This is a genomic window from Legionella sp. PATHC039 (genome assembly GCF_026191275.1).
GTDB classification, from domain to species: Bacteria; Pseudomonadota; Gammaproteobacteria; order Legionellales; family Legionellaceae; genus Legionella; species Legionella pneumophila.
Map to the genome: position 1 here is coordinate 479,226 of NZ_JAPHOP010000001.1, position 25,130 is coordinate 504,355.

Below are 25,130 nucleotides of genomic sequence, written 5' to 3' on the forward strand. Positions count from 1 at the left end.
CAAGCATTATCCTCCTCAAAATATAGAGGTATTTTTCGGAGGATAATGAGCTAAGGAACAAAGCCATTAATAGACCCTGTGTCAATTTTATTTTGACTTTGAGCTTTCCACAATTGAGCATAGGCACCATTTTGATTTAGTAGTTCATTGTGGGTACCTTGCTCAATAATCACACCTTTAGCGAGTACCAGAATATTATCTGCATGCGTTACTGTAGAAAGTCTATGTGCAATAATAAGTGTTGTTGTGTTGATCGATATCTGTTTGAGACAGGTCTGAATGTCTTTCTCTGTTTTCATATCCAGTGAAGATGTTGCTTCATCAAAAATAAAAATTTTAGGTTTTTTAAGCAGCATTCTAGCGATGGCCACTCGCTGTTTTTCGCCACCAGACAATTTTAATCCGCGCTCACCAACTCTGGTTTCTAACCCATCAGGCAGTTTTGCCACGAACCTGTCAAGATGTACTGCTTGTATTGCATCCGCCAATTCATCATGAGTGACATGCGGATTTCCATATATCAGGTTATTTCTTAAGGTATCATTGAATAAAGCAGTTTCCTGAGGAACAATACCGAGTATTGCTCTGAGTGATGCATGTTGGATATTGCTAATATTTTGCCCATCAATCTGAATACTCCCCGAATTCAAATCGTAAAGCCGAAAGATTAATCTTGCGAGAGTGGATTTGCCGGATCCTGAGGATCCAACGATTGCAGTAGTGGTACCGGGTTCAACTATAAAGCTAACGTCATCAAGAATTTTTCGATGTTCATTATAAGTAAAATGGACGTGATCAAATTGGATTTTTCCTTCTTTGTACTTAAGTGTTCTGGCATTGGGTTGGTCTTGAATATCGATAGGAATTTTCAGCAACTGAATCGCGGTTTGAAAACGAGCTAAATCATCTCGGGTAACACGAATTCGATAGCCTAGCATGGATAATGGCAGCATGAACATGAATAAATAGCCATGGACCAGTACAAAATCTCCGACATTCATGCTCCCTGCAATGACTCGGCTGCCAGCAAGTAAGAGCATAATAATAACACACATACCGACAATGACATTTTGCATAAGATGAATTTTTGCATCGGCATTTAATGCTCGAGTATCTGCACAGGCCTTTTCTTGTAATTTTTGAGCAGCTGTATTGATTTCATCCTGTTGGGTATTAAAATATTTCACGGTATCCGCATGCAACAGGCTTTCCACCAGATAGGCGTTTGCAGATGCATCTTCATTGTTTTGCTTCATTCTGCATTTTACAATCCATTGAGCGGTGTAATAGCTTAGCAAGATATAAGAAACCAGCATCAACAATAGAACCAATCCAAAAAAAAGATCATAAAAATAGCTCAAAAAAATCATAGCAAAAATTATTTCTATAAGAACCGGCAATATCATCACAATAGGTCGACCAATAAGATCAACAGCAGACGAGTGTGAACGTTCTATGATTGTAAGAATTTCGCCTGATTTACGTTCTCTATGAAATTTTGTGGAAAGCGCTTGTACGTGATCAAAAAGTTCTAAACAAAATTTTCTCGCCCCTTCTAATTCTACAGGAAAAGCTATTACTTGACTGAGGGTGATACAAGCTTTGGATGCACCCCAAACCGATGCATAAGTCAGAATGATGACTAAAGGGGTGCTGTTTAAAAATAGGGCATGTCCAGAGAGTGCATTAATGGCTTCTTTTAAAAAAATGGGGACACACAAATTTAGTGCAATGGAAATCAATATAAATAAGAGAGCCAAGACAACGTGAATTTTTCCTCTTAGGCTGTTCTTTGTCCAAACGCAAGGCCAAAGATAGTAGATAGTTTCTTTAATGCTGGGTAAACTTTCATTCATCATGATGCACTCTTTTGCTGCTGGCTATTCCACATGGAGTAATATAATCCCTTTTTCTCGATTAATTCTTGATGCGTTCCAGCTTCTACGATTTCTCCGTCTTGTAAAACAAGAATGTTGTCAGCATGAATAATCGTACTCAAACGATGTGCAATGACTATACTGGTGGTATGTTTTGTAACTTCCTCAATATTTTCCTGGATATTTTTTTCAGTCTGCGTGTCGAGCGATGCGGTTGCTTCATCAAATAACAAAATACTCGGGTTGCGTAATAAACATCTTGCTATTCCAATCCTCTGGCGTTCTCCTCCTGATAATTTAAAACCCCCTTCACCGATGTTGGTTTCAATTCCTTTGGGGAGGTTTTTTACCATCTCTTCCAAGTGCGCCAGTTGGATTACGTTATTGATTTCACGCTCGGAGATATTTAGAGCACCGTAGCAGAGATTAAACCTCAACGTATTGTTGAAGAGTAGAACTTCTTGTGGAACAATTCCGATTTGTTGGCGTAATGAATGCTTGCTCACAGCAGTAATATCCTGGTCATCTATGAGTATTTGTCCCTGAGTGACTTCAAATAATCCCAGCAATAATCGTGCAATCGTTGATTTACCCGATCCGCTGGGTCCCACAATAGCTGTCATCTTTGCGGGTGGAACTTCGAAGCTTACATTTTTTAAAATGGGGTGTTCTGGTTGGTAACCGAAAGTGACGTTTTTAAAGTGAACATGCGGGCCGGTAATGAATAAAGGTTTTGCATCAGGATGGTCTTGTTCAACTTCATCGGTTTGATCTAATAAATAGGCTGAATATTCTATTTTGGATAAATCATTTTTGGTATCTCGCCAACGCACACTAGCTTCGCTTAAAGGTTCAAATAACTGTAATAAATAGCCATTAATCAGGACAAAGTCACCAATTTTTAACTGTCCAATTAAAATTTGGTACCCTACTTTATAGGACAAAAAGGCAAGACCCCCCGCAATAATGAGTGTTTGTATCACCAAAAATGTACCGTTTCCACTAAATAATGCTGTATTTGCATGAACGCTTTCTTGTAAAAATTGGTCTATTTTTTTATGTTCTACGGTTTGACTGTTGTAGTATTTTACAGTTTCTGTGTTGAGTAGGCTGTCGGTAATTGCGGAACTTACATTTAATTCAGCAATGCTACAATTTTTTTGCAGGACTGTGGATTTTTTTTGAGTGAGTCCATTAAAAACAAGATAGATTCCCAAAATAATAATTAGATAGAGGCCATAGCTTAAGCCATAGAAGTGCCAAATGATTAAAAAAGCGAAGAGAATTTCTAAAAAAACAGGCACAATCCGAAACAATATGTTCGAGATAAGCATCGCGATTGCAAGCTGTGCGCGACTGATAGCGCTGGTTATTTTTCCGGTTTCCTTATCCAGATGAAATTTGTAATTTAAAGCATGAAGGTGTGCAAAGACATGAGTACTATAATCCGCAATTGTTGTACTTATGTTTACAAAAGAAAGCATCTCGCGAATTTTTTCACTGCATCTTGCCAGCATCCAGAGTAATCCATAACAGCAGATCAGCGAGATAATCATCATGCTCGATGTCCTTATCGTACCGGATAATGCAGTTACTATATCTTTAAAAAAAATGGGTACAATTAAATTTAAGGCGAGTGTTGTGAAAACCAAAAATAATGAAAATATGACCCGAAACTTTTTTTTAAAATTATTTTTCGGCCAAAAAAATGGAAAAAAATGGGATATTATCTGTAAACTCGTCAAATAGAGTCCTTATTGATTATTATCATATGATTGAGGAGGATAACATTAAATAATTTAGGAAGTAAAAAAACCGTAGACATTGAGGCAAGCGCAAAATAATTTGTGTTCAAAAAAACATACATTTGTGGAATAATATGAGTCAATCCGTAATGATATTCTATGCACGGACATGTTATTTGAAATAAAAGATTTCTTGATAATGATTGATTTTTGATAGGATAATGATTTAAATTTTTATAAAATAAATAGTGCAAAATTTTGATTGCCAAATTTTGGAGGGACTATGGAATTATTAGATGCAGTTGAGGCATTGGTGAAAAATCCACTCCTTGATACAGTGGCTTTAGAGGATTGGGTTTTAAGTAAAAGCTTGGTTGAATCATATAAAAACTCAGATACACATAAGATCAGGGAGTTAATCACTGATAAAAAGAATTTTTCGGATATGAGCCATGTGATCCCGTATCCGGATATGAGCCATGTTTTTCCAGTGACCAAATAAGGATTTAAGTGAAAGTTGTAGCGTTAGTTGGTACTGGAATTAAAACAATAGCTCATATTACAGAAGAAGCAAAAGGATATATTTCTACTTGTGATAAGGTAATCTACTTAGTTAATGAACCCTTGCTAGAGCGCTATATTCGTAAATTAGCGAAATCATCAGAGTCACTGGATGAAATATACTTTAACTCTAAATCAAGAGAAAGTGCTTATAATAATATTGCACAATATATTTATAGCGCGATAGAAGATGTACGATCATTATGTGTTGTTATATATGGTCATCCATGTGTGTTTGCTACTCCTGGCTTGCTCGCTTTGTCTATGCTTGATGATAGCATTAAAACAGTGGTGTGCCCTGGTATTTCAACTCAAGATTGTTTATATGCCGATCTTAGGTTTGATCCCGCATCTGGAGGTATCCAATCCTTTGATGCTACGGAATATCTTCTATATGATAAAGTAGTAGATCCTTCTTCTCATGTAGTAATTTACCAGATTGGTATGGTTGGAAATCTGGGTTTACCAACAAATAAAATCAATTTTGAGGCTCTTAATTTTATTAAAAAAAAATTAATCGAACTCTATAAAAAAGAAAAAAAAGCGGTTATTTACGAAGCCGCTCTTTATCCTGGTACTCATCCAAAGATATCTGAATTTGATTTAGAGCAACTTGATAGGCAAGAGTTAACAACACTGTCTACTTTGTATATTCCTCCCGATAAAATACAACGAATGCCGAGTTCTGATGCATTAAGGTTATTAAATCAAGTGGCATAGTTTAGTGGATGTATCTAATTTTTATTTAATGTGAGGGATTACAATGAGCTCAACAGTCAGCTCTTCTAAAGTAGGGTTCTCTTTTAGTGATTTACCAGTCACTTGTAAATTATTATTGGCTCTTTCTTTTATAGAGGCTATTGGAGGCGGCCTATCTTACCATATTGCGTATTTTTTTAGTGTAAGCACCAATTTTAATAAATTAAATATAGGCTTCTTAGGCTTTTCAATGGGGATTGGAGCTATTTTGGGCAGTATATGTGGTGGATACGTTACGGGAAAAGCACAAGCAAAGGGTATAATTGGGGCAAGTTTCTTACTCATGGGCGTCGCATTTGTTATTCTAGCAAAAGTGAGTTCTTTTCATTTATCTGTTGTCTTTGTATTGTTAATGGGATTTGGGATCAACTTGTTCATCACTTGCAGTAACTCATCTTTCTTGCAGATTTCAAAAAATACCAATCACAGTTTAACGATTGCCCAATCCTATAAAAATGCACTGGAAAATACTGGTGGTATTGTGGCAATGGTTTTGATAATGCTTTTAGCGCAAAATCATTTTAAATTAGCAATGACTTTGGTCGGCGTTACTTTGATATTGTTTTCAATAGTTATTTTTCTAAAATTAGAAATCAGTAATCAGGATGTGGCCGCAAAACCCAGTAATAAAGAAGAAATTGAGTCAGTCTATAGCTCGCTTATTCCAATGTTATTTTCAGTATTTTGCATCGGTTTAACTTATGGGATACAAAAAACAGTACTAGGCATTCACTTAAACGAAACAATAGGAAATTCTTTAATCATTGGATTTTTTTTCGCAACTGATCCCATTTTAATCGCATTATTTCAAGTAAAATTATCAAAAAGGATTGAGCGATTCAATAAACATATAGTTGCTTGTATCGGCTGTATTTTATTAGGGGTGTCAACGTTTGCTATGGGCCTGTCTTCTACAATACAAGGAATGTTTTGTTCGCTTTTAGTATTTACTCTTGGTGAAATGTTGTTTATGGCGTACTCCGTTGCATTATGTCATCAATATGGAAGCTCTAACCACAGTGGCCTAGGTATAGGGGCGTGGCGCAGCGCATATGCATTAGGCATGATGATTGGCCCTCTCATATCAGGAGTAGCAATGTATTATTTCAATGCCCAAAGTGCTTGGACAATATCTTCTTTGCTTTGTTTCATGAGTGCCTTCTTAGTATTTAATTCTAAAAGAGCACAGCGATTAGAAGCTGTTTATTGAGATGCATCCTTTAAAAAAAGGCGCATCTTGACAAAAAGTGTCATTGCTTAAATGATGCACTCCAGAATCATTTTTTAATAAATGATGAATGTCCGAAAGCCAATTTTTTTTATTCTCAAACCCATGGTAATAAACAAATTGAGCTTTTTTGGCTTTTTCTTCAAGAATTGTACCAGCCCATTCTTCATGATTAGAGGAAAATAGTTCTTTATATTTATTTGTAACGATTTTCATATTTTCAAGCTCAGAAATTAGAGTCGCTCTTTTTCTGGACAACCCTTGATATGGTCGAAAAATAGGATGTTGAAGCGAAAAATATACTGGATTTTTTTCAACATGTTTTTTAGGTATTAATATAGACGGTTCTGTTTTTAGCTTATAAATGTCTTTTAAAACGTAGCCTATCCATGATGCAGGCAAGAACTCATCGGTATTGGTAAACGAAAACCCATATTTTTCACCTATGAGAATTTCAAAGATATATTTAGCGGTATCTTGAATAAAAAAATCTCGTTCTAAATTTGACTTATCAAAAGCAACCCTAAAAATATGTTGATAATAGTCCCCATAGTAGGTGTAAGCATAATAATGTAGATAATACTTAAAGAAATATTTATTAATATTGATCCACTCAGGATTATTAACAATGTTATCTATCCATTTTTCAGAGAAGTAAACAATAGAGGCCCTCCATTTACTTTCAGCAGGGCAAGATTGGTAAATTCGTTTAAAAAATTCACTGTGATCATGGTATGAATTGGGGATGGTGCAATCAATTCCAGATCGAATAAGACGATTATGGCTTCTTTTGCATCCAATATTTTGTATTACAAGAGTGGTTTGTGCCCCAGCTTTTACAGACAGTATGCCATTAGGCAAGTATCGTTTAAGTGGTTTTATCTGGGTTACATGTCCAATGTTAAAAAAATCCCCTTTCTTATCTATGTAAACAGGATGCGTTTCATTTTCTGAATCACCTCTTAAGTACCATTCAAAGCACTTATCTAATACAAGACCTAATGGACAACTGTGAAATCCATAAAAGAGGTCTTTAGTAATTGGTTCTTGAGATGAAAAATTATTAAGAGTTTGAAGCTTTCCTTGGTGCGGAATATAAAAGGTTTCAGAATCACCAATTAAATCACCATATCCAAAGTTAAAAACATATAGTGGGAAATCTTTTCCTGGCGCAATTTCATCAACTAAGAAAAAAAACTCAGGATTAGAGCGTTTTACTTCCTCTCTAATTTCATCCCAACAAACTCTAGTAAAATTCCTACAAAATTCCATATTAGTCTTTTTGTTAATTAATTTGCTTTTTATTTTGAATTAAAATGCGTATTTGCCAAAGATTTTAGTGATATAAATGACAAACATATTATGCTCTAATCAAATCAAGCTTGTCAAATAAGTAAAGTACGTTGTTGTTGTCGTAATAAGGATTTTAATCATGAAGATTGTAAGTGAACAGGTTATTAATGGAGAGCGTATTGCGACTCAGGTTATTGATACAATCTTAAGCAGTACAGAACACAATCTTGTTACATTATCCGATATATTTGGGATATCTTTAAATAAGCTTGTTCTGAAAAAGGGGTTTTCAAATGATGAGATCTTAATGATTGTAAAGATAGGAAATTCTTTATTCATTAATTAATAAAATACTTTAGCCCCATTCTTTACCCAACCTATTATTTGAAACATTGATGCTGATTCAAATCGAATTTGTGGCCAGTCCGGATTGATAGGTGAGCATATAAACGTATTGTCTTCTGAGCTTATTTTTCTAAATAAGTTCTCTTCTGTAGCGTTAATATGAATCAGTACTAAATCGCAGTGGTTCTGTTTTTCTTTACAGAAAGTAACTAGGTCACCTGCATTATAAATAGGAGACATACTTTTATCGTGCACAATAAAAGCAAAATCATCATGCGTTATGTTGTCTTGAATTGATGAAGGTATTGGGAGGTAACCTTCAATTTTAGATGAGGCATTGATTATAGGGATCGTTTGGAAGGGATGATCCTTCATAGGTTTGTGGTCAATATCTAAAAATAATAACCATGTTGGAGAAACACCCAATGCACTACCGAGTATTTCTGCATCTTTAAACCTGGGCGTTCTTGTTCCTCGTTCCCAATTACTAATTCGTTGCGCTGAAAAACCAGTGACTTCAGCCAACTGCACTGCAGTGAATTTTTTGTTTTTTCGCGACTCTTTAATTCTTAACCCTATTTTTAATTTTATATCCATATAAATACCTTGCAAAATAAACATAATTGTTTATTATAAACGTTATCGTTTATATTTGTGTGTATTGTTTACCTAGCGTTTATTATACACATAAGTTGAATGAACAGTAACAAATAAACAAACCGATTTAGATAAAAAAATATGTTTAGGCGTTTTCTGTAGCTATCTACAGAATAAGTTGAAAAGGAGTATTCGTTGTGGAAAATAACTTTAGGCTACAAATCTGTAAGAACATCATTAATTATCTATTAGAGTCAACTAACTATACTCTAAAAGACATTGCTGCTTTACTAAATTGCTCAATAAGACAATTACGTTCTATTTATTTCGATGAGTTAATGCCAACTAATCTATATTGCGAACGGGATCTTGTGAGGCTTTATCATTTAATTCTTGAACTCAATACTAATAAATATGTGCACCAGGGTTATAAATGGGGTTGCTTATGAATACTTTTAATATTGAAGAGGCTTCAAAGTTTCTAGGCGCCCACAGGGAAACTATCCGACGAATGGCTGCATCAGGTGAACTACCTGGAGTAAAGATAGGGCGAGGTTGGCGTTTTATAGAACAAGATCTTGCGATGTATATGCGAAACAAGTACTCTACTTGCGATGCATCGTGGGGTGTCGATATAGGAGATAATAAATGGCACTCACGAAAAAAAATGGGTTTTGGTGGATCGACGTCACCTTCGGTGACAAGCGTATACGCAGAAGCACTAGGACTAAAGTAAAACAACAAGCGCAACAATTCCATGATAATTTTCTACAAGATCTATGGAGTAACAAGCATACCAAATTACCCCAACAGAAATCGTGGGTAGATGCTGTTGTGCGATGGTTAGAGGAATCAGCGCATAAACGAAGTTTAGTTACGGATAAATTTCATTTGGCCTTTCTGGACCCTTATCTTGGCCAGAAAACGTTAGATGAAATTAACGCCGAATTAATTGAATTTATTGCGCAAGAAAAAGAGCGGACTAATGTTACTCCAACGACGGTCAACCGAATGTTGGAAATTATACGTGCTATTTTAAACAAAGCTCATAAGGAATGGCAGTGGATAAACACCATGCCATTATTCAGAATGAGAAAAGTTGAAAATAAACGTATACGTTGGTTGAGTAGGGGACAGGCTAATAAATTGATTCAGGAGCTACCAAATCATTTGAAAGATATGGCAGCTTTTACTTTGGCAACTGGTTTACGCCAATCTAATGTTACTCAATTGCAGTGGAGTGAAGTGGATTTAATTAGAAAACATGCACTCATTCACCCTGATCAATCTAAAACAAAGAAGGCTATCCCTGTTCCTTTAAACTCTCAGGCAATTGTCATTATAGAAAAACAAGTGGGCTTACATCCCACATTTGTATTTACCTATTTTGGTAAGCCTGTTACGCGATGTAATAATCATGCTTGGCAAAAAGCGTTGATTCGGGCAGGAATCAAAGATTTTCGCTGGCATGACTTGCGTCACACTTGGGCAAGTTGGCATGTGCAAAATGGTACCTCATTGCAAGAATTACAGCAATTAGGTGGATGGTCAGAATATGAAATGGTGTTACGTTACGCGCATCTTTCAAGTGACCATTTAAAGGTGGCAGCGGAAAGAATTACAAAAAATTCTGGCACGTTTTCGTCACTGTAACTTGGTTTTTACGGCACGTTTCGATCCAGGCAACCGTTAACTACCTGATTTTAAAGGGTTTAAATGGTGCGCTCGGAGGGACTCGAACCCCCGACACCTTGGTTCGAAGCCAAGTACTCTATCCAGCTGAGCTACGAGCGCAATGGGGTGTGTCTGATCATTTTATATTTCTGGTCTTTTTATTCAGGAGGGAGACCAGAATGGTGGGCCGTATAGGATTCGAACCTATGACACAGAGGTTAAAAGCCTCCTGCTCTACCACCTGAGCTAACGGCCCTTTCAGGGTATAACCAGCAAAATACAATAGTTGATGGTATAGGTTTATTAAAAACTGGTGGGCCGTATAGGATTCGAACCTATGACACAGAGGTTAAAAGCCTCCTGCTCTACCACCTGAGCTAACGGCCCTAAAGAGGCTGAAATCATACCGGATTAGAGCAGAATTTCAAGTCTTTTTAGAGATTATTTTTTGTTTAACAAACAAGATGTGTTATTTATATACTTTTTTCAAACAAGGAATTATTATTCCTGACAGTTAGATTACCTTCAGTAGCTAAAATTAACCAGTTTCGATCTTGAACTTTATCTTTGAGAGATTGTAAGTCTCTTTTATCAGTAAGAATTAACAAAGTATCAGCCCCTAAAGCACCACAGCCTTTTATTGCCAAGGTTTCCGGATAAGATTTTATAGACTGAATAAGAGGCAGACTATGTTGACTCACCAGATTTAATTCTGTCAATTTTTGAGCATATAAGTTAATACATTGGATTAAATGGTGGCTATGAGCTAAATCAAAAGCTTCTTTTGCTTTGATAACCAAAGAGGCTAGGTAATCTATTTGAGATGGTAGGGCGACTTCTTGAAGATGATGATGCGTCGCCAATTTGTTGCCAGTGTGAATGATCAAGAAGGATAAATCTTTGAATGGCCAGGAGAACGAATTAACCTGATTTTTTTGTTTATCAATGTAAACACAACCTTGCTGTGACTGAGCAATCACATCATAACCACTGGGTCTTAAGCCCAACCCCGACCAGGACGATTGGTAATAAGCTTCAAGCATATGGTTTAATCGAGGGGTAATCTCTTGCAGTGAACAAGTTGCCAAATAACAGGCTAAAAATTGCGCGCTGGATGCGCCCAAACCGCCTTGGCCATGATAAGGGTCTTGCCAGGATAGACCAAAGGGATGGCATTGATTTTTTTGCCACCATAATCCAGCAGGTGACTCCGGATGAATTCCTTCTAATTTTGCATTTTCAGTTAATGTAAGAGTAAAGCAAGGGCTTGTCGTTAATAGGATAGCTGGTTCTCCCGCAATAGCAGCGTATTCTCCTAATAAAAATGTTTTAGCGGGAATTTGCCATTTCATACTGCAACAGGAGCTTGTCGGATTTCAGCTAATAGGTCATAAGCGTTATTCAAGCTGACTCGTTTGTTCATGTTAAGCCATTCTTGCAATTTTTCTTTGAGCACGGGCATTTCATTTTCATTAGCCCCTGCAACTAATAGCAAATTATCAATATGCAATTTCATATGGCCTTGAATGATCCCGTCAGTGCATAAAGCTTTGAGTGCGCCAAGATTTTGCACTAGTCCAACTGCTGCGATCACCTGGGAGAGTTGATTGGCAGAAGTGATATCCATCATTCGTAAACACATTTTAGCCGTGGGGTGTAAAGAGGTTACGCCTCCAACAGTACCTACTATGATAGGAGCAGTTAACTCTCCTGTGAGTATTTCATTTTGATACCGCCAGCGAGTAATCGCTTTGTATTGTCCCGAACGTGCCGCATAGGCGTGTATTCCAGCTTCCACAGCTCGCCAATCATTCCCTGTAGCAATTAAAACCGGATCAATTCCATTCATAACCCCTTTATTATGGGTAGCAGCGCGATAGGGATCTATTTCTGCAAAGAGTGAGGCCTCTTGCAATTTTTGACCTAGGATGGGGTCAATATTACGAATGATGACTTGAGCGGTCGTTAATTTTTGATCGTTTAAATTGGATAAAATACACATGGTGACTTCTTCACCAGTTATTTGTTCTATGGGTTGTTTTAAATATTCAAGTACTTGATTGATGATATTGGCACCCATAGCATCGCAGCTATTCATCGTTAAATGAATTACTGCCATATCTTGCCCATCTTCTCTCTTTAAATGACGTACTTGCAAATCGGTAACACCGCCGCCTCGTTTGACCATATTGGCGGCAACGTCTTTATTCGCTATTTCTATAAAATATTGACGATTTTTATTAAAGAGGTCAGAGAATCTTTGAAAGTCCTTTACTTTTGCCAGTTGAATTTGCCCAAGAATACATTCTCCGTGAACCCAGGTATTGATTTCACCATGCTGCCTAATCCATTTCGCTGATTTGGAAAGAGCAGCAATAATAGAGGTTTCTTCAACTGCCAAAGGTATTACATAATCACGTCCATCAATATTAAAATTAGTAGCTACGCCTAATGGAAGCTGAAAATATCCAATCACATTTTCAATCAATTTGTCGGCCAGATTTAAATCTTTAATACTGCCTTGTTTAAGAAATGTTATGTCTTCATGAGTCAAGGCACCTAAAGCGCATAATCTTTGAAAGCGCTCTTCACGTGATAATTTTGAGAATCCGAGAAATAATTCACCGGCATTAGCAGCTATGGACATGCCTTCTCCTTTAAATCATCAAGAACTCGGCTGCCAGTACAAAACATAGCAGTTTTCAATTCATATTCAATTGTATTCATTTGGGTCAGCACTTGCCCGGTTGAGTCCAAAGCCGCTTCAAGCATGGGTTTCGCGAAGCCGACTGTGCTTGCACCGAGTGCAAACAGTTTTGCAGCATCCAAGCCATTTCTTACGCCGCCAGAACCCCAAGTTTCGAAAGAGGGATTAAGACTAATGGCGTTACGAATGCTTTGTAAAGTATCTATGCCCCAATTTCGAAAAGTATCAGCAGTTCGGTGTCTTATCGGATCCTTATTTGCCCGATGTCCTTCAATTCGCCCCCAATGCGTCCCCCCCACACCACTGACGTCAACAGCGGCAACACCTATATTATTTAAGCGGAGCAGCGTATTTTTTGAAAAACCACAACCAGTTTCTTTTATTATAACTGGAGAAGTAATCTTTTTGACTAATGCCTCCAATGCCGCCCAGCATCCTTGAAAATTAGTTGTTCCTTCCGGTTGAATGCACTCCTGTAATGGATTGCAATGAATAATCAATGCTTCAGCTTGTAATGTATCAATTAAGCGCTCGATTGCAGAAATTGGAGTGTCAATTAACTGGGCGATTCCCAGATTACTGAACAGGCTGACCATGGGGAAATCACGACGGAGTGGCGCCCACTCAAATGCGGCTTGTTTATCGGTTAATTCTCTGCGTTGTGAGCCAACGCCCATTGCCCATTTTGTTTTTGAGCACGCTTCCATTAATCGATAGTTAATTTCTAAAGCGTTGGAATGGCCTGCTGTCATTGAACTGATAATAAATGGTTTTTCAACCGGTTTTTTAAACCGGATGCTTTGTATAGAAATGTCTTTAAAATCAAGGTCAGGTAAGGCTTCATGCACCAAAGAAAAATGATCAAAGGGATTTAATTCGCTGCTTTGATTGGCTGGCATTAAGGCCAGTTCTATGTGATCGCGCTTACGCTGTTCAAATTGGCTGTATTCGTTTTGCATGCCTGAATTTACCTTTGAAAAATAGCGTAGATTTTAGCATAAAATCATGAAATAGACCATTGCGTTTCTTTTCGACATAGTGATTTATTTAGTATCATTGATTTAACCATGAGTTAAGTAATTTTTTCGTTTAGTTGGCTTCTTGGTAACAAATTAAGGTAATTATCATGAAATCCAAACTTGAATACCATTTCTCTGCAAATGCGGATGGCGATGAATCCTGTATTGAAGATGTTGATGGAAATAAATTTACTCCAAATGGTTCACCATCACATGGATGGACTGCATGGACTAGATTTTTTGGCCATCAAAACCAGTCTCCTAAATATGTTGTTAAACAACCTAGACCAGATAAAGTCCGTTCCTCTTCAGATCTTAGAGATAAAAAACTTAATAATGAATGGAACAGAACACGCTATCAGCATGAACTAGATATATGGAATTTGGTTTATCCAGATAATAAAGCCTATTTGTTTACAGATAACGGAATTCGATTGGTTCTCCCTTATTTACCCGGTAAAACTCTATTTTCTTTTACTAGTAGGGAAGAAGATCAGTTAACCTGGTGTCAACTAAACCATGCAGTATTTTGTGAGTTTAAGCGCTTTACTGAACTTGGATTGAAGCACTGCGATTTAAAATATGACAATTTTTTGATAGAAAGAAAGCAAGATGGTACCTTTAAAGCCTACATAATTGATCTCGATTCAGTGGGTACACTAAAGCCTAATGATCAGGATTATGATTGGAATATTGTCCTGGCATCTCTATTCGACGATACCGGACTAAAAAGTCCAGATGTTTGCCCACCCGGCTATATTGCTTTGAAATCAATCGATATTCCAGCAGAAAATGAGAATGAAGCACGATCAAAACTGGATGGAATAAAAAAAGAACTATCCCTCAAAAAACCTACCTTGATAAGAATCAAGAATTGTCTGAAAAATGAGTTGGATTATTATTTTGTATACGGATGCTTGTATAATGGGCAATGGGGCTTTACTAAACTCGATGGAAGTATCATTAGTTCAGTGAATCTATCTAATTTTTCCGGTGTTTTAGTCGAACCCGTAGCTGCTGCTGCTATTGGCAATCATATTAAATCAAAACAAGGTCATATTAGTTACAGACTTGACCTTCATATCAATTGCCTGAATGAGAAAATAACGGAACTCACTCTACTCAAATCTCAAAGCGCATCTAAGCAGCAATATATCCAATTATAAATGTATCCTGTTGCTATCATGGCGGTATTGATGCCTACAGCTTTGTCTGTACGACTGTAAGCCTATGATGATAGGCTTACAGAATATTATCACTTACCAGCGATAATAGTAATAAGGTCTGTAATAAGGTCGATAATAAGGTCTATAATAAGGATAACCCCAACGATAGTAATATGGTCTGTAATAGTACCCTCTGTAACCAGGACCCCAATATCTATAGCGTACCCAGTAAGCGATTTGAGTCGGATTCGCTTTATTAATTATCGGATTGATATCTCTGTTAACAGCTTTTGCATTTGCAGGAGTGACTAAAATTAAAGCTCCAATCAAAAGAGTAAAAGCCAGCACCAGTTTTAGTAAAGAGGTCCCTTTAAAGATAAAACGTTCCATTATTTTACTCCTTAAAGCGTATTCTCTTTAAGTATAGACTACAAGGGTTTTTTTGGTTGCTTTTTGAACACAATTACTACTGGAAATGAGCATAAATTTTATTGAGGCAGTAAGTGATTTATCAGGACTAATGATTAAAAAAATGCCCGAGCCTTTTGGCCGCAGCTCGTTCCTCAAGGCGCTCGATCTTATTGCGTTCCAAGGTTGTTTTGAATAGTCGTTGCGATTCCGGATGAAAGTTCATATTGCGAATAACGTGTTCTGGTTTAAGCAAGGTATCAGGTAATTGATAACTCAATTGATTCTTTTTCTGTAACTGTTGATAAAGAGAGTTGCTTAAGCCTAAGCCATGTTGTAGTGCCTGGTAGAATCGGGATATGGGCCCTTGCAATCCGGCAATATGGTCATAAACTATGCCTGGTTGCGGAGCTCCGGCAATGTTTTCAAGAGCCAGCTTTAATTCATCAAGTTTTGCCATAAATAATTTTTGTTTATTCAAAACCTTAACTAGGGTATCTATCGGTTTGAATTGCTTGGTCTGTTGCAGTGATTTCTTTTTGTCCTGAGACTCTTTAAGTTGCTTTTGGGCAATAACACGTAACAACGAATCTACCAAATGATTAAGCATAGCCAGAATTTGTTTTAATTCGTCTGTTCCCAAAGCAAAGGCCAATCGCTCAATATTGAACTCAAAAGAATGCTTGGCTTCTATCCCCAATAACTGAAGCAGGTATTGTTGTAAATGACCTAACTGGCTTAAGGCATTTTGTGTATCCAGCCTGTATTGCAAAACCAGAATGAGGGATTTGAGTGAGTCCAGCTCATCCGACTCGAATTCTTCGGGTAGTTCTTCTTTCTGTTGTAAAGACTCCAGCAGCTGATTAGATTGAGTGAGTTCTGCTTCAGCTTGTTTGATGAGGTTAGATTGGGTTTCAATTAACTTTTCATTCATGAAGATAACCTGGATATAAAAGAGCACTATCTATATTATTATGATACCATGAATCGTAAATTTTTGCGGTCTTGTGGTATTTTGTATTATTCTAGGAAAATTCAATAAAAAGAAATAAATATGGAACAGACTAGCGCACAGATTGTTTTCGAACAAAAGAATGCAACATACCAGTGTTGTGGTTCCTGGTCTGTTTTGAGCCTTGATGGATTACCTAAAAAATTTAGCACAAGTCCATTACCTGATTCACAACAAATAACCATAAGCGGTGAAAAAATCAGTGCTTTTGATAGTGCCGGGGCTCTGGCATTAAAGAAATGCATAGATGAGCTTAAAAAAAGAAATAACCAGATTGAATTAGTCAATTTTTCTGATAGCCAACATCAAATGCTGGAGCTCATAGAGTCCAAACAAGATATTCTTTCCTATCAATTACCTGCTGTTTCCAAAGAAGGTGTTCTTTATCAGATTGGTAAAGAGTCAGAAAATAAATTGCATCAGGTTGATGGTTTGATTATTTTGATAGGAGATTTAAGCACAAGGCTTTTCGAAGCGTTTGCATATTGGCGGCGATTTCATTTGCCCAGCATTGTTTCTGTTATAGATTCTGCCGGGCTAAAAGCGTTACCTATCATTGGCTTGCTGTCTTTTTTGATAGGGGTCGTTTTAGCTTATCAAATGGGTTTGCAATTAGAAACTTATGGTGCCAATATTTTTATTGCCTATTTATCTGGCATGGCAATTTTTCGTGAATTTGGACCTTTAATTACAGCAATCATTGTAGCGGGGCGCACCAGCTCATCATTCACAGCTCAGATTGGCAGCATGAAGATTAATGAAGAGGTAGATGCCATCTTGACCATGGGCCTTTCTCCCACTGAATTATTAGTTTTACCCAAAGTCTTGGGTTTATTAATAGTGTTCCCTTTGTTAATTTTTTGGGCAGATGTCTTTAGCATTTGGGGGGCAATGATCATGTCCAAAAATATGTTAAACATTGGTTTCGAAGATTTTTTAAGCCGCTTGAGAGATTCCGTAGGACTTAACCAAATGATGCTGGGTTTGTATAAAGCCCCTGCCTTCTCGATATTAATTGCTTTAGTGGGTTGTTTTCAGGGGTTTAGAGTAGAATCAAGTGCTGATAGTATAGGAAGCCAAACAACCAAAAGTGTTGTGCAAGCTTTATTTTTAATTATTATTGCTGACGCTGCTTTCTCCATAGCTTATAGCTGGATGAGTTTGTAAATGAGTGAACCAGTTATTGAAATCAAGGGAATGAAAAATTGTCTTGGCGGTCAATGGGTGCACACCGATGTTAATCTCACCGTAGAAAGGGGAGAAATCCTGGCTATTATAGGGGGCTCTGGAAGTGGTAAAACGACCATATTACGCAGTTTGCTGATGTTATTGAAACCTTCTACGGGTAGTATTAAAGTATTCGGTGAAGAAATTTATAATCTTGATACGGAGCAAGCTTTCAGGCTTAGGCGCCGATGGGGCATGTTATTTCAGCACAGTGCTTTATTTTCAGCTATGACCGTTCTGGAGAATGTGATGTTTCCAATGAGGGAATTCACTACTTTAGATCAGGAGTTTATGCAAGAACTGGCACTTTTAAAAATAACTTTGGTAGGCTTATCTAAGGAAGCAGCTGTGAAATATCCCTCCGAGTTAAGTGGGGGAATGCAAAGAAGAGCTGCCGCGGCAAGAGCCATTGCAATGGATCCAGAGCTATTATTTCTGGATGAACCAACAACAGGATTGGATCCTAGGGGAGCCAGGCTTTTTGATGATTTGGTTGTTTTTTTAAGAGATGCGTTAAATTTAACCATAGTCATGGTTAGTCATGATATAGAGTCCTTAAAAAGAACAACAGATCGTGTTGCATTTGTAGGTGATGGGAAAATTCTCAGTGTTGAGCCCATTAATGAATTGATGAAAAATAAAAACCCGCTAATCGCTGAATACTTTAGCAAATTCTAAGAAACACTATAACAGAGGGGATAACTTACTTGGAATCTAAAACCAACTACACCATAGTAGGCCTCATCGTACTTATTCTGACAGCTGGCCTATTATCTGCCGGTTTATGGCTCTCTGTCGGGTTTAACCAGAAAGAGTATACTTCTTATACTGTGTATCTCAAGGAGTCTGTTTCTGGTCTCAGTGTCGAATCGCCTGTTAAATTCAATGGGGTGCAGGTTGGTTATGTCAAGGAAATTAAACTAAATAAAAATGATCCCAGGCAAGTGGAATTATTGTTAAATATCGAAAAGAGTACGCCAATAACAACCAGTACTTCCGCAACCTTAATTACACAGGGTATTACAGGAGTTACTTATGTTGGGTTATCTGCTGGATCTTCCGAGCTGACTCCTTTACGAAAAATGCCGGGGGAGCCCTATCCTGTAATTCCTTCCAAACCATCTCTTCTGAATCAGTTGGATGCTGTTTTAAAAGAGGTTGCTGAGAATGTAGGTGCGGTGAGTGAAAAGGCTCAACTTATCTTTAATGAAGAAAACGCTGATAATGTAAGAAAATCATTGGCTAATATAGAGCGTATTACAGAAATAATCGCTGATAAAGGTCAAACAATTGATAGTTCTTTAAATAATATTGACGTGTTTGTAGCCAATATGGCGAAGGCAAGCAAACAATTTCCTCAGTTGATAAAAGATTTAAAAACAGGTATTTCAAAATTCAAATCTTTAGCTGACAATATGAGTGCTGCGGGTAAGGATGTTTCAAAAACGATGATAGCGGGCAAGAATACTATCAATCAAATTTCCCAACAGGCTATACCTCCAGCAGTCATTTTATTGCGACGCTTGAATGCCATTTCAGCAAACCTTGAAAAGGTCAGCAATGAAATGAGGCAAAATCCTTCTGTGATTATTCGAGGTACGAAAGCACCTAAACTTGGGCCAGGGGAATAAAATATGAGAGTTCTCAGTAGTGTTTGTTTTATACTAGGAATATTAACACTGATGAGTTGTTCACCTGTTAAAGTCTCAGTGACCAACGAATATCAATTAACAGCATACAGTACCAAACAATTGACCAGGAAGCCCAGGCCCATAACAATACAAGTTACAGTGCCTGAAGCGGTAGCAGGATATCAGACCGAAGAAATGCTTTACATGAAGAAACCTTTTAAATTGGAACCATTTGTAAAAAACGCCTGGACCTCACCTCCCGCGGATATGCTTTTTCCTTTATTAGTACAAAGCCTGCAGAGTTCAGGGTATTTTTATGCCGTCACATCGAGTCCCTATAGTGAAGAAGCAGATTATCGATTGGATACTCAATTATTGAAATTAGAGCAAAATTTTATCAAGAAACCTAGTGTTCTTGTATTTTCTGCAAAAATAGTACTAACCCATATTAGTGATAATCAAATTATAGGCTCGCGAATTGTTAGTTTACAAATACCTTGTTCACAAGATACTCCTTATGGCGGAGTTATGGCGGCAAATCAGGCTACGTTTCGATTTACTGCAACAGCAACAGACTTTGTTGTATCGCATATTAAACGTGATTAGGAATAGCCAAAAAATAAAAAGAATTGTACAATGGCTCTCCATGATTATCATGTGTAGTTTCTAAAAAATAATAAGAAGAGTTTAAGGAGATTGTGGAATGAAAGCCGGATCGTTTTATAAACTGGGACTGCTTGTAGCAAGCGCTGTATTGGTTGCAGCCTGTTCTAAAACCCCAGGCAGTGCAGATGGTGGGGCTGCGGTAGGTGATGGTGATGCTACTGCCCAAGGTTTGGGGCAAATGACTCACTTTGCTGGACAAGAGCCTGGTGAGTCCTATACAACGCAGGCACCGCATAATCAATTGTATTTGTTTGCTTATGATGACACCACTTTGGCATCAAAATATTTACCTTCAGTTAACGCGCAGGCTGAATATTTAAAAACCCACCCAGGTGCTCGAGTGATGATAGCTGGACATACTGATGAACGTGGTAGTCGTGAATATAACGTTGCTCTTGGCGAACGCCGTGCTGATACTGTAGCTGAAATTCTGCGTATGGCAGGTGTTAGCAGACAACAAATTCGAGTAGTTAGCTACGGCAAAGAGCGCCCGGCTAATTATGGCCATGATGAAGCGTCGCATGCGCAGAATCGACGCGTAGAGTTTATTTATGAGGCAACAAGATGATTAATTGCAAAAAATCCATTATCACCCTATGTGTTGTAATGATGCTTCCTTTCGCCTCATGGGCAGAAGCGCCAGTAATAGATGATAGTGAAAATTTTGCAATGATTGACAGGCAAGAGGAGTATGATGCTCCTCTTGTCAATCCCAAGTACGATGAACCTCAAATTGAGAATGCTGAGTTGGATGGGTCTCAAAATGATAACTACTCAACCGATACCTCTCAATCCTATGATGAACCCGCACTTGTCAAAGAAGACCGAAGTACTATCAGTGACAATGCAAAGTTAATTGATAAAATTCAGCAGCTTCAAAAGGAAATACAAGAGTTACGAGGCCAGCTTGAAGTACAGGCACACGATTTGAAATTATTACAGCAGCAGCAAGTCGCTTTCTACAAGGATCTGGATTCTCGATTATCCAATTCTTCAACTTCAGCAAAAACTGTTCAAAATGATAAACCAGCAACAGATATTTCATTGGGATCTAATTCGCCAGAGACTTTAAAAGTAGCTTCTCCTCAAATCAAAGCAGGATCATCTAATAGTAAACCTCAGCCTGTTGTTGCTGTTTCAAGGGCTAATCCTGCTGATGAACAAATAAGCTACCTGGCTGCATACGAGTTAGTTAAAAATAAACGCTATGATGAAGCGATTAAGTCTATGCAGATTTTTGTGCAAAAATATCCCAGAGGTGGTTACACCGCGAATGCAGAGTACTGGCTAGGTGAATTATATCTTGTTAAAAAAGACTATTCTAAAGCAATAGAACATTTTGAGATTGTTTTACAGCAATATCCTTCATCAAGCAAGGCTGCAGCCAGTTTGTTAAAATCTGGTTATGCTTATGCCGAGAAAGGTGACAAGCAAGAAGCTAAAAAGCGTTTTCAACAAGTTGTTAAAACATATCCTGATACACCAACAGCACAACTGGCCAGCTCTAAATTGGAAGCAATTAATGCTTTATGAAACGATTTAATGAACAATTAAGAATTACGGAGATTTTTCATTCATTGCAAGGAGAATCAGTAACTGTAGGCTTGCCTACTGTATTTGTTCGCCTGACAGGCTGCCCATTGCGATGTCAGTATTGTGATACGGCTTATGCTTTTTCAGGTGGTGAAGTTGTTGAAATAGATGATATTTTGAATAAAGTAGCTTCATATCAATGTCTGCATGTTTGTGTTACTGGTGGAGAACCACTTGCTCAACCTGGCTGTGTTCCTTTATTAAGCAAACTTTGTGATGCAGGGTACTCTGTCTCTTTGGAAACCAGTGGCGCCAGAGATATAGCCTCCGTGGATCAACGAGTTATGATCGTTATGGATTTAAAAACTCCTGATTCCAGGGAAGCAGATAAAAACTTGCTGTCCAATTTGAGTTTTCTGAAGCCCACTGATCAGATTAAATTTGTACTATGCAGCCGAAATGATTATGAATGGGCATGTAGTATGCTAAGTGAATATCAGTTGGCTGAACGGGTACAACTCTTATTTTCTCCGAGTTGGAATCAGCTAAATCCCACTGTTCTTGCAAATTGGATAATTCAGGATAAATTACCAGTTCGCTTTCAACTACAATTACATAAAATTTTATGGAATGATGCACCTGGCCATTGACCTCAAGGAGACTAACTATGCATTGGTTTGCTCAGGCACCTGCTAATATTGCTTTGATCAAATATATGGGTAAAAAGGATGAAAATTCCAATTTACCTGATAATTCTTCTCTATCTTACACCTTGAGTAATTTATTAAGTTCCGTGAAATTAGAGAAGTTGCCGACTAAAAAAGACATTTGGGAGCCACTTAGTATTCCTGGAGCACCAGAATTTAACCTGTCAGTTGAAGCGCAAAAACGGTTTATTGATCATTTAGTACGATTGAAAGAGTACTTTGGATATGTCGGTGGGTTTTTAATTCAATCCAGTAATAATTTCCCTCATAGCAGCGGTTTAGCGAGTTCTGCCTCCAGCTTTGCTGCCTTGACAAAGTGTGCATCAATTGCATTAAGTGAACTCACTCAAAAACCTTTGCCTTCTATTGATGAGCAAGCACAACTGAGTCGATTAGGTTCAGGTTCATCATGCCGTTCTTTTTACGCACCATGGGCATTATGGACGGGCGATAAAGTCTCTGCAATCGATTTGCCTTATAAAGATCTATTACACCAAGTCATAGTAATTAGCAGTCAGGAAAAAGAAATACCATCAAGGGTAGCGCATAAGCTGGTTAAAACAAGTCCTTTTTATGAAACGCGAAGCGAAAGGGCCGAGGCAAATTTGAAGTTGTTACTGAACGCTTTTGAAAACAAAGATTGGACGAGTATATACCAAATTTGCTGGCATGAATTTCTCGACATGCATCAATTATTTAAAACCTGTGAAAAACCATTTTCTTACATTACAGATAATACTTTGCATATATTGAGCGTTATTGAAAAATTTTGGAACGAGAAAGGTGACGGCCCCATAGTTACTATGGATGCTGGTCCTAATGTTCATTTGCTTTATAGATCAGATCAAACAGATCTCGCACGACAATTTAAATCGGATCATTTGGTAGGAAACTATGATGTTTTATGATTTTGAAACCACCACTTTCGGCAAGTGGATTTTAGCAGGTGAACACGCGGTAGTAAGGGGACATGAAGCTTTAGTATTTCCTATTAAAGAAAGGCAATTAACTTTGAAATATAACCCTTCCTCACCGTCCTTGAGCGCAGAATTTCAAGGCATTAATGGTTCTGATATGCATTTATTATTTTGGAGCGTATTAGAGCGTGGAATGCATTTGTTGGGGCGTTCACTGAATGAATTAGGCGGTCATTTTTATTTGGAAACCAATATTCCCGTTGGGGTTGGCATGGGTGCTTCGGCAGCGCTTTGTGTTGCCATGAGTCGGTGGTACTGTGCGCAGCAAATGGTACAAGATAGTCAATGCGGTGAATTTGCCAAACAGTTAGAACATCTGTTTCATGGTAAAAGTAGTGGTTTGGATGTAGCTGGTGTGGCCTCTGATACCGGAGTATATTTTAAGTCCGGGCTTTGCACTCCCATAAGACAATCCATCTATCCCTATTGGTATTTATCCTCTTGTAACCAAATTGGTATTACTTCTCGTTGTATACAGCAAGTAGAATATTTATGGGATAAGAATCCAGTACTTGCCGATCATGTAGATAAGCAAATGGTCGAGGCGGTTCAGGAATCAAAGGCTGCCTTGGAAGAAGGTGGTGTTGATGCTTTAGATCGCTTGGCAAAAGCGATAAATAAAGCAGCAGATTGTTTTTTACAATGGGGCTTGGTTAGTGAAAGTTTACAACAACATATGAATCATTTGTTCGCTGATGGTGCAATAGCAGTTAAGCCAACTGGTTCAGGAGGTGGAGGGTTTGTATTAAGCTTATGGGACAAGATTCCTTCATCACACCCAGAGTTGATTCCGGTCTAACTTCTTCAAATCTAATCGTAAAAGGTCAGCCCCTATAAATTTTGAATGAAAATTTATAGGTGTAATCATAAAATTCAATCTAAATAGAAAAAATCAGCAAAAGATCAAATGCCCATAAGAAATATCTGATCGAGTACAACACAAAAAGACCTTAAGATAGTAAGCAAATAGGTTAAAATAAACATAGTTAAATGAGTATCCAATTACCTGAAACGATAGACGGCTCTCATGAGCTGATAAAACGGCTTGTAGAAATAACAGATACTTTAGTTGTTCGTATAGAAGAATTAGAGCAAGAAAATAGAGAGCTCAAAGAGCGCTTAAATAATAACTCATCAAACTCCTCAAAACCGCCATCTCAAGATTTTAAAAAGAAGAAACCAAAGAAGCCGAATCCAAATAAAGGAGGAGGTGTTAAAGGGTATCAAGGTCACTTTCGTAAATTATTGAACATAGAAGAAGTGAATGAAATAGTATCTTGTAAATTACCAGGCACCTGTTTTTGTGGGTGGCAAATCACAGTACAAGAAGATGTATTAAGACATCAAGTTGATGAATTACCTCGAATAAAGCTGCATGTTACAGAATATCAATTAGAAAAAAGAACATGTAACTGCTGTGGTAAGAAGCAAATAGCATCGTTACCTGAAGGGATTAGATGCGGAATTACAGGTCCTCGTTTAACAGGCCTGATGTCACACTGTCTACAAGAAGAAAATATACAAAGGAATTTAAATTGGATGCGATTAGTTTAGTAACTGAGCAAGGATACACATGTCCAGAAGCAGCAAGAAGTTTGGGAATTAATTCGAATATTTTGAGTCGCTGGATTCGAGAAGCAGGGGAGAATAATGAAAATGTTTTTCGTGGAAATGGAAAATTGAGGTAAGAGCAGCCTTTTTTTAAGATTTCCTTTTCCATTTTCAAGCGTTTATTTTCTCCATTTAAGTACATTATCTCTTAACTGGGGTGTCAAAATCTATTAGACCACGTCAGTTTTTTGTGGTAGCCGCTTGCAGTATAGAGCTCATTTAATATCGTGCTCTTTTCTTTCCAGGTAGCAGCATGATAACGCCTAATGTTATTGTCTAAATAAAGATCTATTGAAAGCTTCCCCCATTTCGATGTCTTTTTTTCTTTGGTAACATTATTTATGAGGTAATTCGAAATTTTTTGTACACATTGTAAACAATATGTAC

The 25,130-nt window shown here is 37.6% G+C and carries 27 protein-coding genes, 3 tRNA genes and 1 pseudogene; 19 read left to right on the plus strand and 12 right to left on the minus strand.

The window, feature by feature from the left end; genetic code table 11:
* Positions 1–50 precede the first annotated feature (50 nt).
* Positions 51–1,859 carry an ABCB family ABC transporter ATP-binding protein/permease gene (locus tag OQI99_RS02180; RefSeq protein ID WP_010947777.1) on the minus strand — a complete coding sequence of 603 codons (1,809 nt, stop codon included), beginning with the start codon at positions 1,857–1,859 and terminating at the stop codon, positions 51–53.
* Positions 1,856–3,622, minus strand: a complete 1,767-nt coding sequence (locus tag OQI99_RS02185) for an ABCB family ABC transporter ATP-binding protein/permease (RefSeq protein WP_010947776.1) — start codon at positions 3,620–3,622, stop codon at positions 1,856–1,858. The genes OQI99_RS02180 and OQI99_RS02185 overlap by 4 nt, the downstream gene beginning before the upstream one ends.
* A 283-nt stretch (positions 3,623–3,905) precedes the next feature.
* Between OQI99_RS02185 and OQI99_RS02190 the strand changes: the two genes are divergently transcribed.
* From OQI99_RS02190 to OQI99_RS02200, 3 genes are read left to right on the plus strand one after another with little or no spacing between them, the layout of a single operon-like run.
* On the plus strand, positions 3,906–4,124 hold the full coding sequence (locus OQI99_RS02190) for a hypothetical protein (RefSeq protein WP_015444251.1): 219 nt from the start codon (positions 3,906–3,908) through the stop codon (positions 4,122–4,124).
* A gap of 8 nt (positions 4,125–4,132) precedes the next feature.
* Positions 4,133–4,903 (plus strand): SAM-dependent methyltransferase, encoded by a 771-nt coding sequence (locus OQI99_RS02195; protein WP_010947775.1) that lies wholly within the window; start codon positions 4,133–4,135, stop codon positions 4,901–4,903.
* Between the two features lie 43 nt (positions 4,904–4,946).
* Complete coding sequence (locus OQI99_RS02200) at positions 4,947–6,152, plus strand: MFS transporter (protein ID WP_010947774.1); 1,206 nt, start codon at positions 4,947–4,949, stop codon at positions 6,150–6,152.
* On the opposite strand, the gene OQI99_RS02205 is transcribed toward OQI99_RS02200, so the two are convergent.
* The gene (locus tag OQI99_RS02205) at positions 6,135–7,442 is read right to left on the minus strand and encodes a hypothetical protein (protein ID WP_010947773.1); all 1,308 of its coding nucleotides are present in this window, start codon (positions 7,440–7,442) and stop codon (positions 6,135–6,137) included. The genes OQI99_RS02200 and OQI99_RS02205 overlap by 18 nt on opposite strands.
* Positions 7,443–7,602: 160 nt before the next feature.
* Between OQI99_RS02205 and OQI99_RS02210 the strand changes: the two genes are divergently transcribed.
* Positions 7,603–7,809, plus strand: a complete 207-nt coding sequence (locus OQI99_RS02210) for a hypothetical protein (RefSeq protein WP_021436844.1) — start codon at positions 7,603–7,605, stop codon at positions 7,807–7,809.
* Here OQI99_RS02210 and OQI99_RS02215 read toward each other — a convergent pair.
* Positions 7,806–8,405 (minus strand): helix-turn-helix domain-containing protein, encoded by a 600-nt coding sequence (locus tag OQI99_RS02215; RefSeq protein WP_015444252.1) that lies wholly within the window; start codon positions 8,403–8,405, stop codon positions 7,806–7,808. The genes OQI99_RS02210 and OQI99_RS02215 overlap by 4 nt on opposite strands.
* 197 nt (positions 8,406–8,602) lie before the next feature.
* On the opposite strand from OQI99_RS02215, the gene OQI99_RS02220 reads away from it, so the two are divergent.
* From OQI99_RS02220 to OQI99_RS02230, 3 genes are read left to right on the plus strand one after another with little or no spacing between them, the layout of a single operon-like run.
* On the plus strand, positions 8,603–8,854 hold the full coding sequence (locus OQI99_RS02220; protein WP_021436843.1) for a hypothetical protein: 252 nt from the start codon (positions 8,603–8,605) through the stop codon (positions 8,852–8,854).
* Entirely contained in the window at positions 8,851–9,141 is a 291-nt protein-coding gene (locus OQI99_RS02225; protein ID WP_025862379.1) for a helix-turn-helix domain-containing protein, read from the plus strand. Before OQI99_RS02220 ends, OQI99_RS02225 begins: the two co-directional genes overlap by 4 nt.
* A complete protein-coding gene (locus OQI99_RS02230) occupies positions 9,054–10,058 on the plus strand; it encodes a tyrosine-type recombinase/integrase (RefSeq protein WP_010947770.1) in 1,005 nt (334 codons plus the stop codon). Before OQI99_RS02225 ends, OQI99_RS02230 begins: the two co-directional genes overlap by 88 nt.
* Positions 10,059–10,122: 64 nt before the next feature.
* On the opposite strand, the gene OQI99_RS02235 is transcribed toward OQI99_RS02230, so the two are convergent.
* The 6 genes from OQI99_RS02235 to fni all read right to left on the minus strand — a co-directional run bounded on the left by OQI99_RS02235 (position 10,123) and on the right by fni (position 13,745).
* Positions 10,123–10,199: transfer RNA gene (locus tag OQI99_RS02235), tRNA-Arg, on the minus strand.
* 60 nt (positions 10,200–10,259) lie between these two features.
* Positions 10,260–10,335 (minus strand) — tRNA-Lys (locus OQI99_RS02240).
* Positions 10,336–10,390: 55 nt separating this feature from the next.
* Positions 10,391–10,466, minus strand: a tRNA-Lys gene (locus tag OQI99_RS02245).
* Positions 10,467–10,552: 86 nt separating this feature from the next.
* Positions 10,553–11,431 carry a mevalonate kinase gene (locus OQI99_RS02250; RefSeq protein WP_265731239.1) on the minus strand — a complete coding sequence of 293 codons (879 nt, stop codon included), beginning with the start codon at positions 11,429–11,431 and terminating at the stop codon, positions 10,553–10,555.
* On the minus strand, positions 11,428–12,726 hold the full coding sequence (locus tag OQI99_RS02255) for a hydroxymethylglutaryl-CoA reductase, degradative (protein WP_265731240.1): 1,299 nt from the start codon (positions 12,724–12,726) through the stop codon (positions 11,428–11,430). The genes OQI99_RS02250 and OQI99_RS02255 overlap by 4 nt, the downstream gene beginning before the upstream one ends.
* Positions 12,717–13,745, minus strand: a complete 1,029-nt coding sequence (fni, locus tag OQI99_RS02260; RefSeq protein ID WP_265731241.1) for a type 2 isopentenyl-diphosphate Delta-isomerase — start codon at positions 13,743–13,745, stop codon at positions 12,717–12,719. The genes OQI99_RS02255 and fni overlap by 10 nt, the downstream gene beginning before the upstream one ends.
* Before the next feature lie 167 nt (positions 13,746–13,912).
* Between fni and OQI99_RS02265 the strand changes: the two genes are divergently transcribed.
* Positions 13,913–14,971 (plus strand): hypothetical protein, encoded by a 1,059-nt coding sequence (locus OQI99_RS02265; RefSeq protein ID WP_265731242.1) that lies wholly within the window; start codon positions 13,913–13,915, stop codon positions 14,969–14,971.
* Positions 14,972–15,064: 93 nt separating this feature from the next.
* On the opposite strand, the gene OQI99_RS02270 is transcribed toward OQI99_RS02265, so the two are convergent.
* Positions 15,065–15,361 (minus strand): hypothetical protein, encoded by a 297-nt coding sequence (locus OQI99_RS02270; RefSeq protein ID WP_265731243.1) that lies wholly within the window; start codon positions 15,359–15,361, stop codon positions 15,065–15,067.
* A 127-nt stretch (positions 15,362–15,488) separates the two neighbouring features.
* Positions 15,489–16,313: a hypothetical protein gene (locus OQI99_RS02275; RefSeq protein ID WP_265731244.1), complete on the minus strand. Its 825-nt coding sequence runs from the start codon at positions 16,311–16,313 to the stop codon at positions 15,489–15,491.
* 120 nt (positions 16,314–16,433) lie between these two features.
* On the opposite strand from OQI99_RS02275, the gene OQI99_RS02280 reads away from it, so the two are divergent.
* The 11 genes and pseudogenes from OQI99_RS02280 to OQI99_RS02330 all read left to right on the plus strand — a co-directional run.
* Entirely contained in the window at positions 16,434–17,558 is a 1,125-nt protein-coding gene (locus tag OQI99_RS02280) for an MlaE family ABC transporter permease (RefSeq protein ID WP_265731245.1), read from the plus strand.
* The gene (locus OQI99_RS02285) at positions 17,559–18,296 is read left to right on the plus strand and encodes an ABC transporter ATP-binding protein (protein WP_061512819.1); all 738 of its coding nucleotides are present in this window, start codon (positions 17,559–17,561) and stop codon (positions 18,294–18,296) included. It abuts the gene before it with no gap.
* A gap of 29 nt (positions 18,297–18,325) precedes the next feature.
* Positions 18,326–19,249: an MlaD family protein gene (locus OQI99_RS02290; protein WP_265731246.1), complete on the plus strand. Its 924-nt coding sequence runs from the start codon at positions 18,326–18,328 to the stop codon at positions 19,247–19,249.
* 3 nt (positions 19,250–19,252) lie between these two features.
* Positions 19,253–19,855, plus strand: a complete 603-nt coding sequence (locus OQI99_RS02295; RefSeq protein ID WP_265731247.1) for an ABC-type transport auxiliary lipoprotein family protein — start codon at positions 19,253–19,255, stop codon at positions 19,853–19,855.
* A 97-nt stretch (positions 19,856–19,952) separates the two neighbouring features.
* On the plus strand, positions 19,953–20,483 hold the full coding sequence (gene pal, locus OQI99_RS02300) for a peptidoglycan-associated lipoprotein Pal (protein ID WP_265731248.1): 531 nt from the start codon (positions 19,953–19,955) through the stop codon (positions 20,481–20,483).
* Positions 20,480–21,448, plus strand: a complete 969-nt coding sequence (gene ybgF / locus OQI99_RS02305; protein WP_265731249.1) for a tol-pal system protein YbgF — start codon at positions 20,480–20,482, stop codon at positions 21,446–21,448. Before pal ends, ybgF begins: the two co-directional genes overlap by 4 nt.
* Positions 21,445–22,098: a 7-carboxy-7-deazaguanine synthase QueE gene (queE, locus tag OQI99_RS02310; protein ID WP_061512823.1), complete on the plus strand. Its 654-nt coding sequence runs from the start codon at positions 21,445–21,447 to the stop codon at positions 22,096–22,098. The genes ybgF and queE overlap by 4 nt, the downstream gene beginning before the upstream one ends.
* Positions 22,099–22,115: 17 nt before the next feature.
* Complete coding sequence (locus OQI99_RS02315) at positions 22,116–23,063, plus strand: diphosphomevalonate/mevalonate 3,5-bisphosphate decarboxylase family protein (protein WP_027224826.1); 948 nt, start codon at positions 22,116–22,118, stop codon at positions 23,061–23,063.
* Positions 23,053–23,931 carry a mevalonate kinase gene (locus OQI99_RS02320; protein ID WP_265732340.1) on the plus strand — a complete coding sequence of 293 codons (879 nt, stop codon included), beginning with the start codon at positions 23,053–23,055 and terminating at the stop codon, positions 23,929–23,931. Before OQI99_RS02315 ends, OQI99_RS02320 begins: the two co-directional genes overlap by 11 nt.
* Before the next feature lie 191 nt (positions 23,932–24,122).
* On the plus strand, positions 24,123–24,686 hold the full coding sequence (locus OQI99_RS02325; RefSeq protein WP_265731250.1) for a DUF6444 domain-containing protein: 564 nt from the start codon (positions 24,123–24,125) through the stop codon (positions 24,684–24,686).
* A pseudogene (locus OQI99_RS02330) lies at positions 24,632–24,814 on the plus strand (transposase); the annotation flags it as partial. The gene OQI99_RS02325 and the pseudogene OQI99_RS02330, both read left to right, overlap by 55 nt.
* Positions 24,815–25,130 lie beyond the last annotated feature (316 nt).

Coding starts and splice junctions, on each gene's coding strand:
- OQI99_RS02210 (WP_021436844.1), top strand. CDS start 7,603: ATGAAGATTGTAAGTGAACAGGTTATTAATGGAGAGCGTATTGCGACT.
- pal (WP_265731248.1), top strand. CDS start 19,953: ATGAAAGCCGGATCGTTTTATAAACTGGGACTGCTTGTAGCAAGCGCT.
- OQI99_RS02285 (WP_061512819.1), top strand. CDS start 17,559: ATGAGTGAACCAGTTATTGAAATCAAGGGAATGAAAAATTGTCTTGGC.
- OQI99_RS02275 (WP_265731244.1), bottom strand. CDS start 16,313: ATGAATGAAAAGTTAATTGAAACCCAATCTAACCTCATCAAACAAGCT.
- OQI99_RS02265 (WP_265731242.1), top strand. CDS start 13,913: ATGAAATCCAAACTTGAATACCATTTCTCTGCAAATGCGGATGGCGAT.
- queE (WP_061512823.1), top strand. CDS start 21,445: ATGAAACGATTTAATGAACAATTAAGAATTACGGAGATTTTTCATTCA.
- OQI99_RS02205 (WP_010947773.1), bottom strand. CDS start 7,442: ATGGAATTTTGTAGGAATTTTACTAGAGTTTGTTGGGATGAAATTAGA.
- OQI99_RS02230 (WP_010947770.1), top strand. CDS start 9,054: ATGGCACTCACGAAAAAAAATGGGTTTTGGTGGATCGACGTCACCTTC.
- OQI99_RS02320 (WP_265732340.1), top strand. CDS start 23,053: ATGTTTTATGATTTTGAAACCACCACTTTCGGCAAGTGGATTTTAGCA.
- OQI99_RS02270 (WP_265731243.1), bottom strand. CDS start 15,361: ATGGAACGTTTTATCTTTAAAGGGACCTCTTTACTAAAACTGGTGCTG.
- OQI99_RS02255 (WP_265731240.1), bottom strand. CDS start 12,726: ATGTCCATAGCTGCTAATGCCGGTGAATTATTTCTCGGATTCTCAAAA.
- OQI99_RS02200 (WP_010947774.1), top strand. CDS start 4,947: ATGAGCTCAACAGTCAGCTCTTCTAAAGTAGGGTTCTCTTTTAGTGAT.
- OQI99_RS02315 (WP_027224826.1), top strand. CDS start 22,116: ATGCATTGGTTTGCTCAGGCACCTGCTAATATTGCTTTGATCAAATAT.
- OQI99_RS02325 (WP_265731250.1), top strand. CDS start 24,123: ATGAGTATCCAATTACCTGAAACGATAGACGGCTCTCATGAGCTGATA.
- OQI99_RS02225 (WP_025862379.1), top strand. CDS start 8,851: ATGAATACTTTTAATATTGAAGAGGCTTCAAAGTTTCTAGGCGCCCAC.
- OQI99_RS02295 (WP_265731247.1), top strand. CDS start 19,253: ATGAGAGTTCTCAGTAGTGTTTGTTTTATACTAGGAATATTAACACTG.
- ybgF (WP_265731249.1), top strand. CDS start 20,480: ATGATTAATTGCAAAAAATCCATTATCACCCTATGTGTTGTAATGATG.
- fni (WP_265731241.1), bottom strand. CDS start 13,745: ATGCAAAACGAATACAGCCAATTTGAACAGCGTAAGCGCGATCACATA.
- OQI99_RS02250 (WP_265731239.1), bottom strand. CDS start 11,431: ATGAAATGGCAAATTCCCGCTAAAACATTTTTATTAGGAGAATACGCT.
- OQI99_RS02215 (WP_015444252.1), bottom strand. CDS start 8,405: ATGGATATAAAATTAAAAATAGGGTTAAGAATTAAAGAGTCGCGAAAA.
- OQI99_RS02280 (WP_265731245.1), top strand. CDS start 16,434: ATGGAACAGACTAGCGCACAGATTGTTTTCGAACAAAAGAATGCAACA.
- OQI99_RS02190 (WP_015444251.1), top strand. CDS start 3,906: ATGGAATTATTAGATGCAGTTGAGGCATTGGTGAAAAATCCACTCCTT.
- OQI99_RS02180 (WP_010947777.1), bottom strand. CDS start 1,859: ATGATGAATGAAAGTTTACCCAGCATTAAAGAAACTATCTACTATCTT.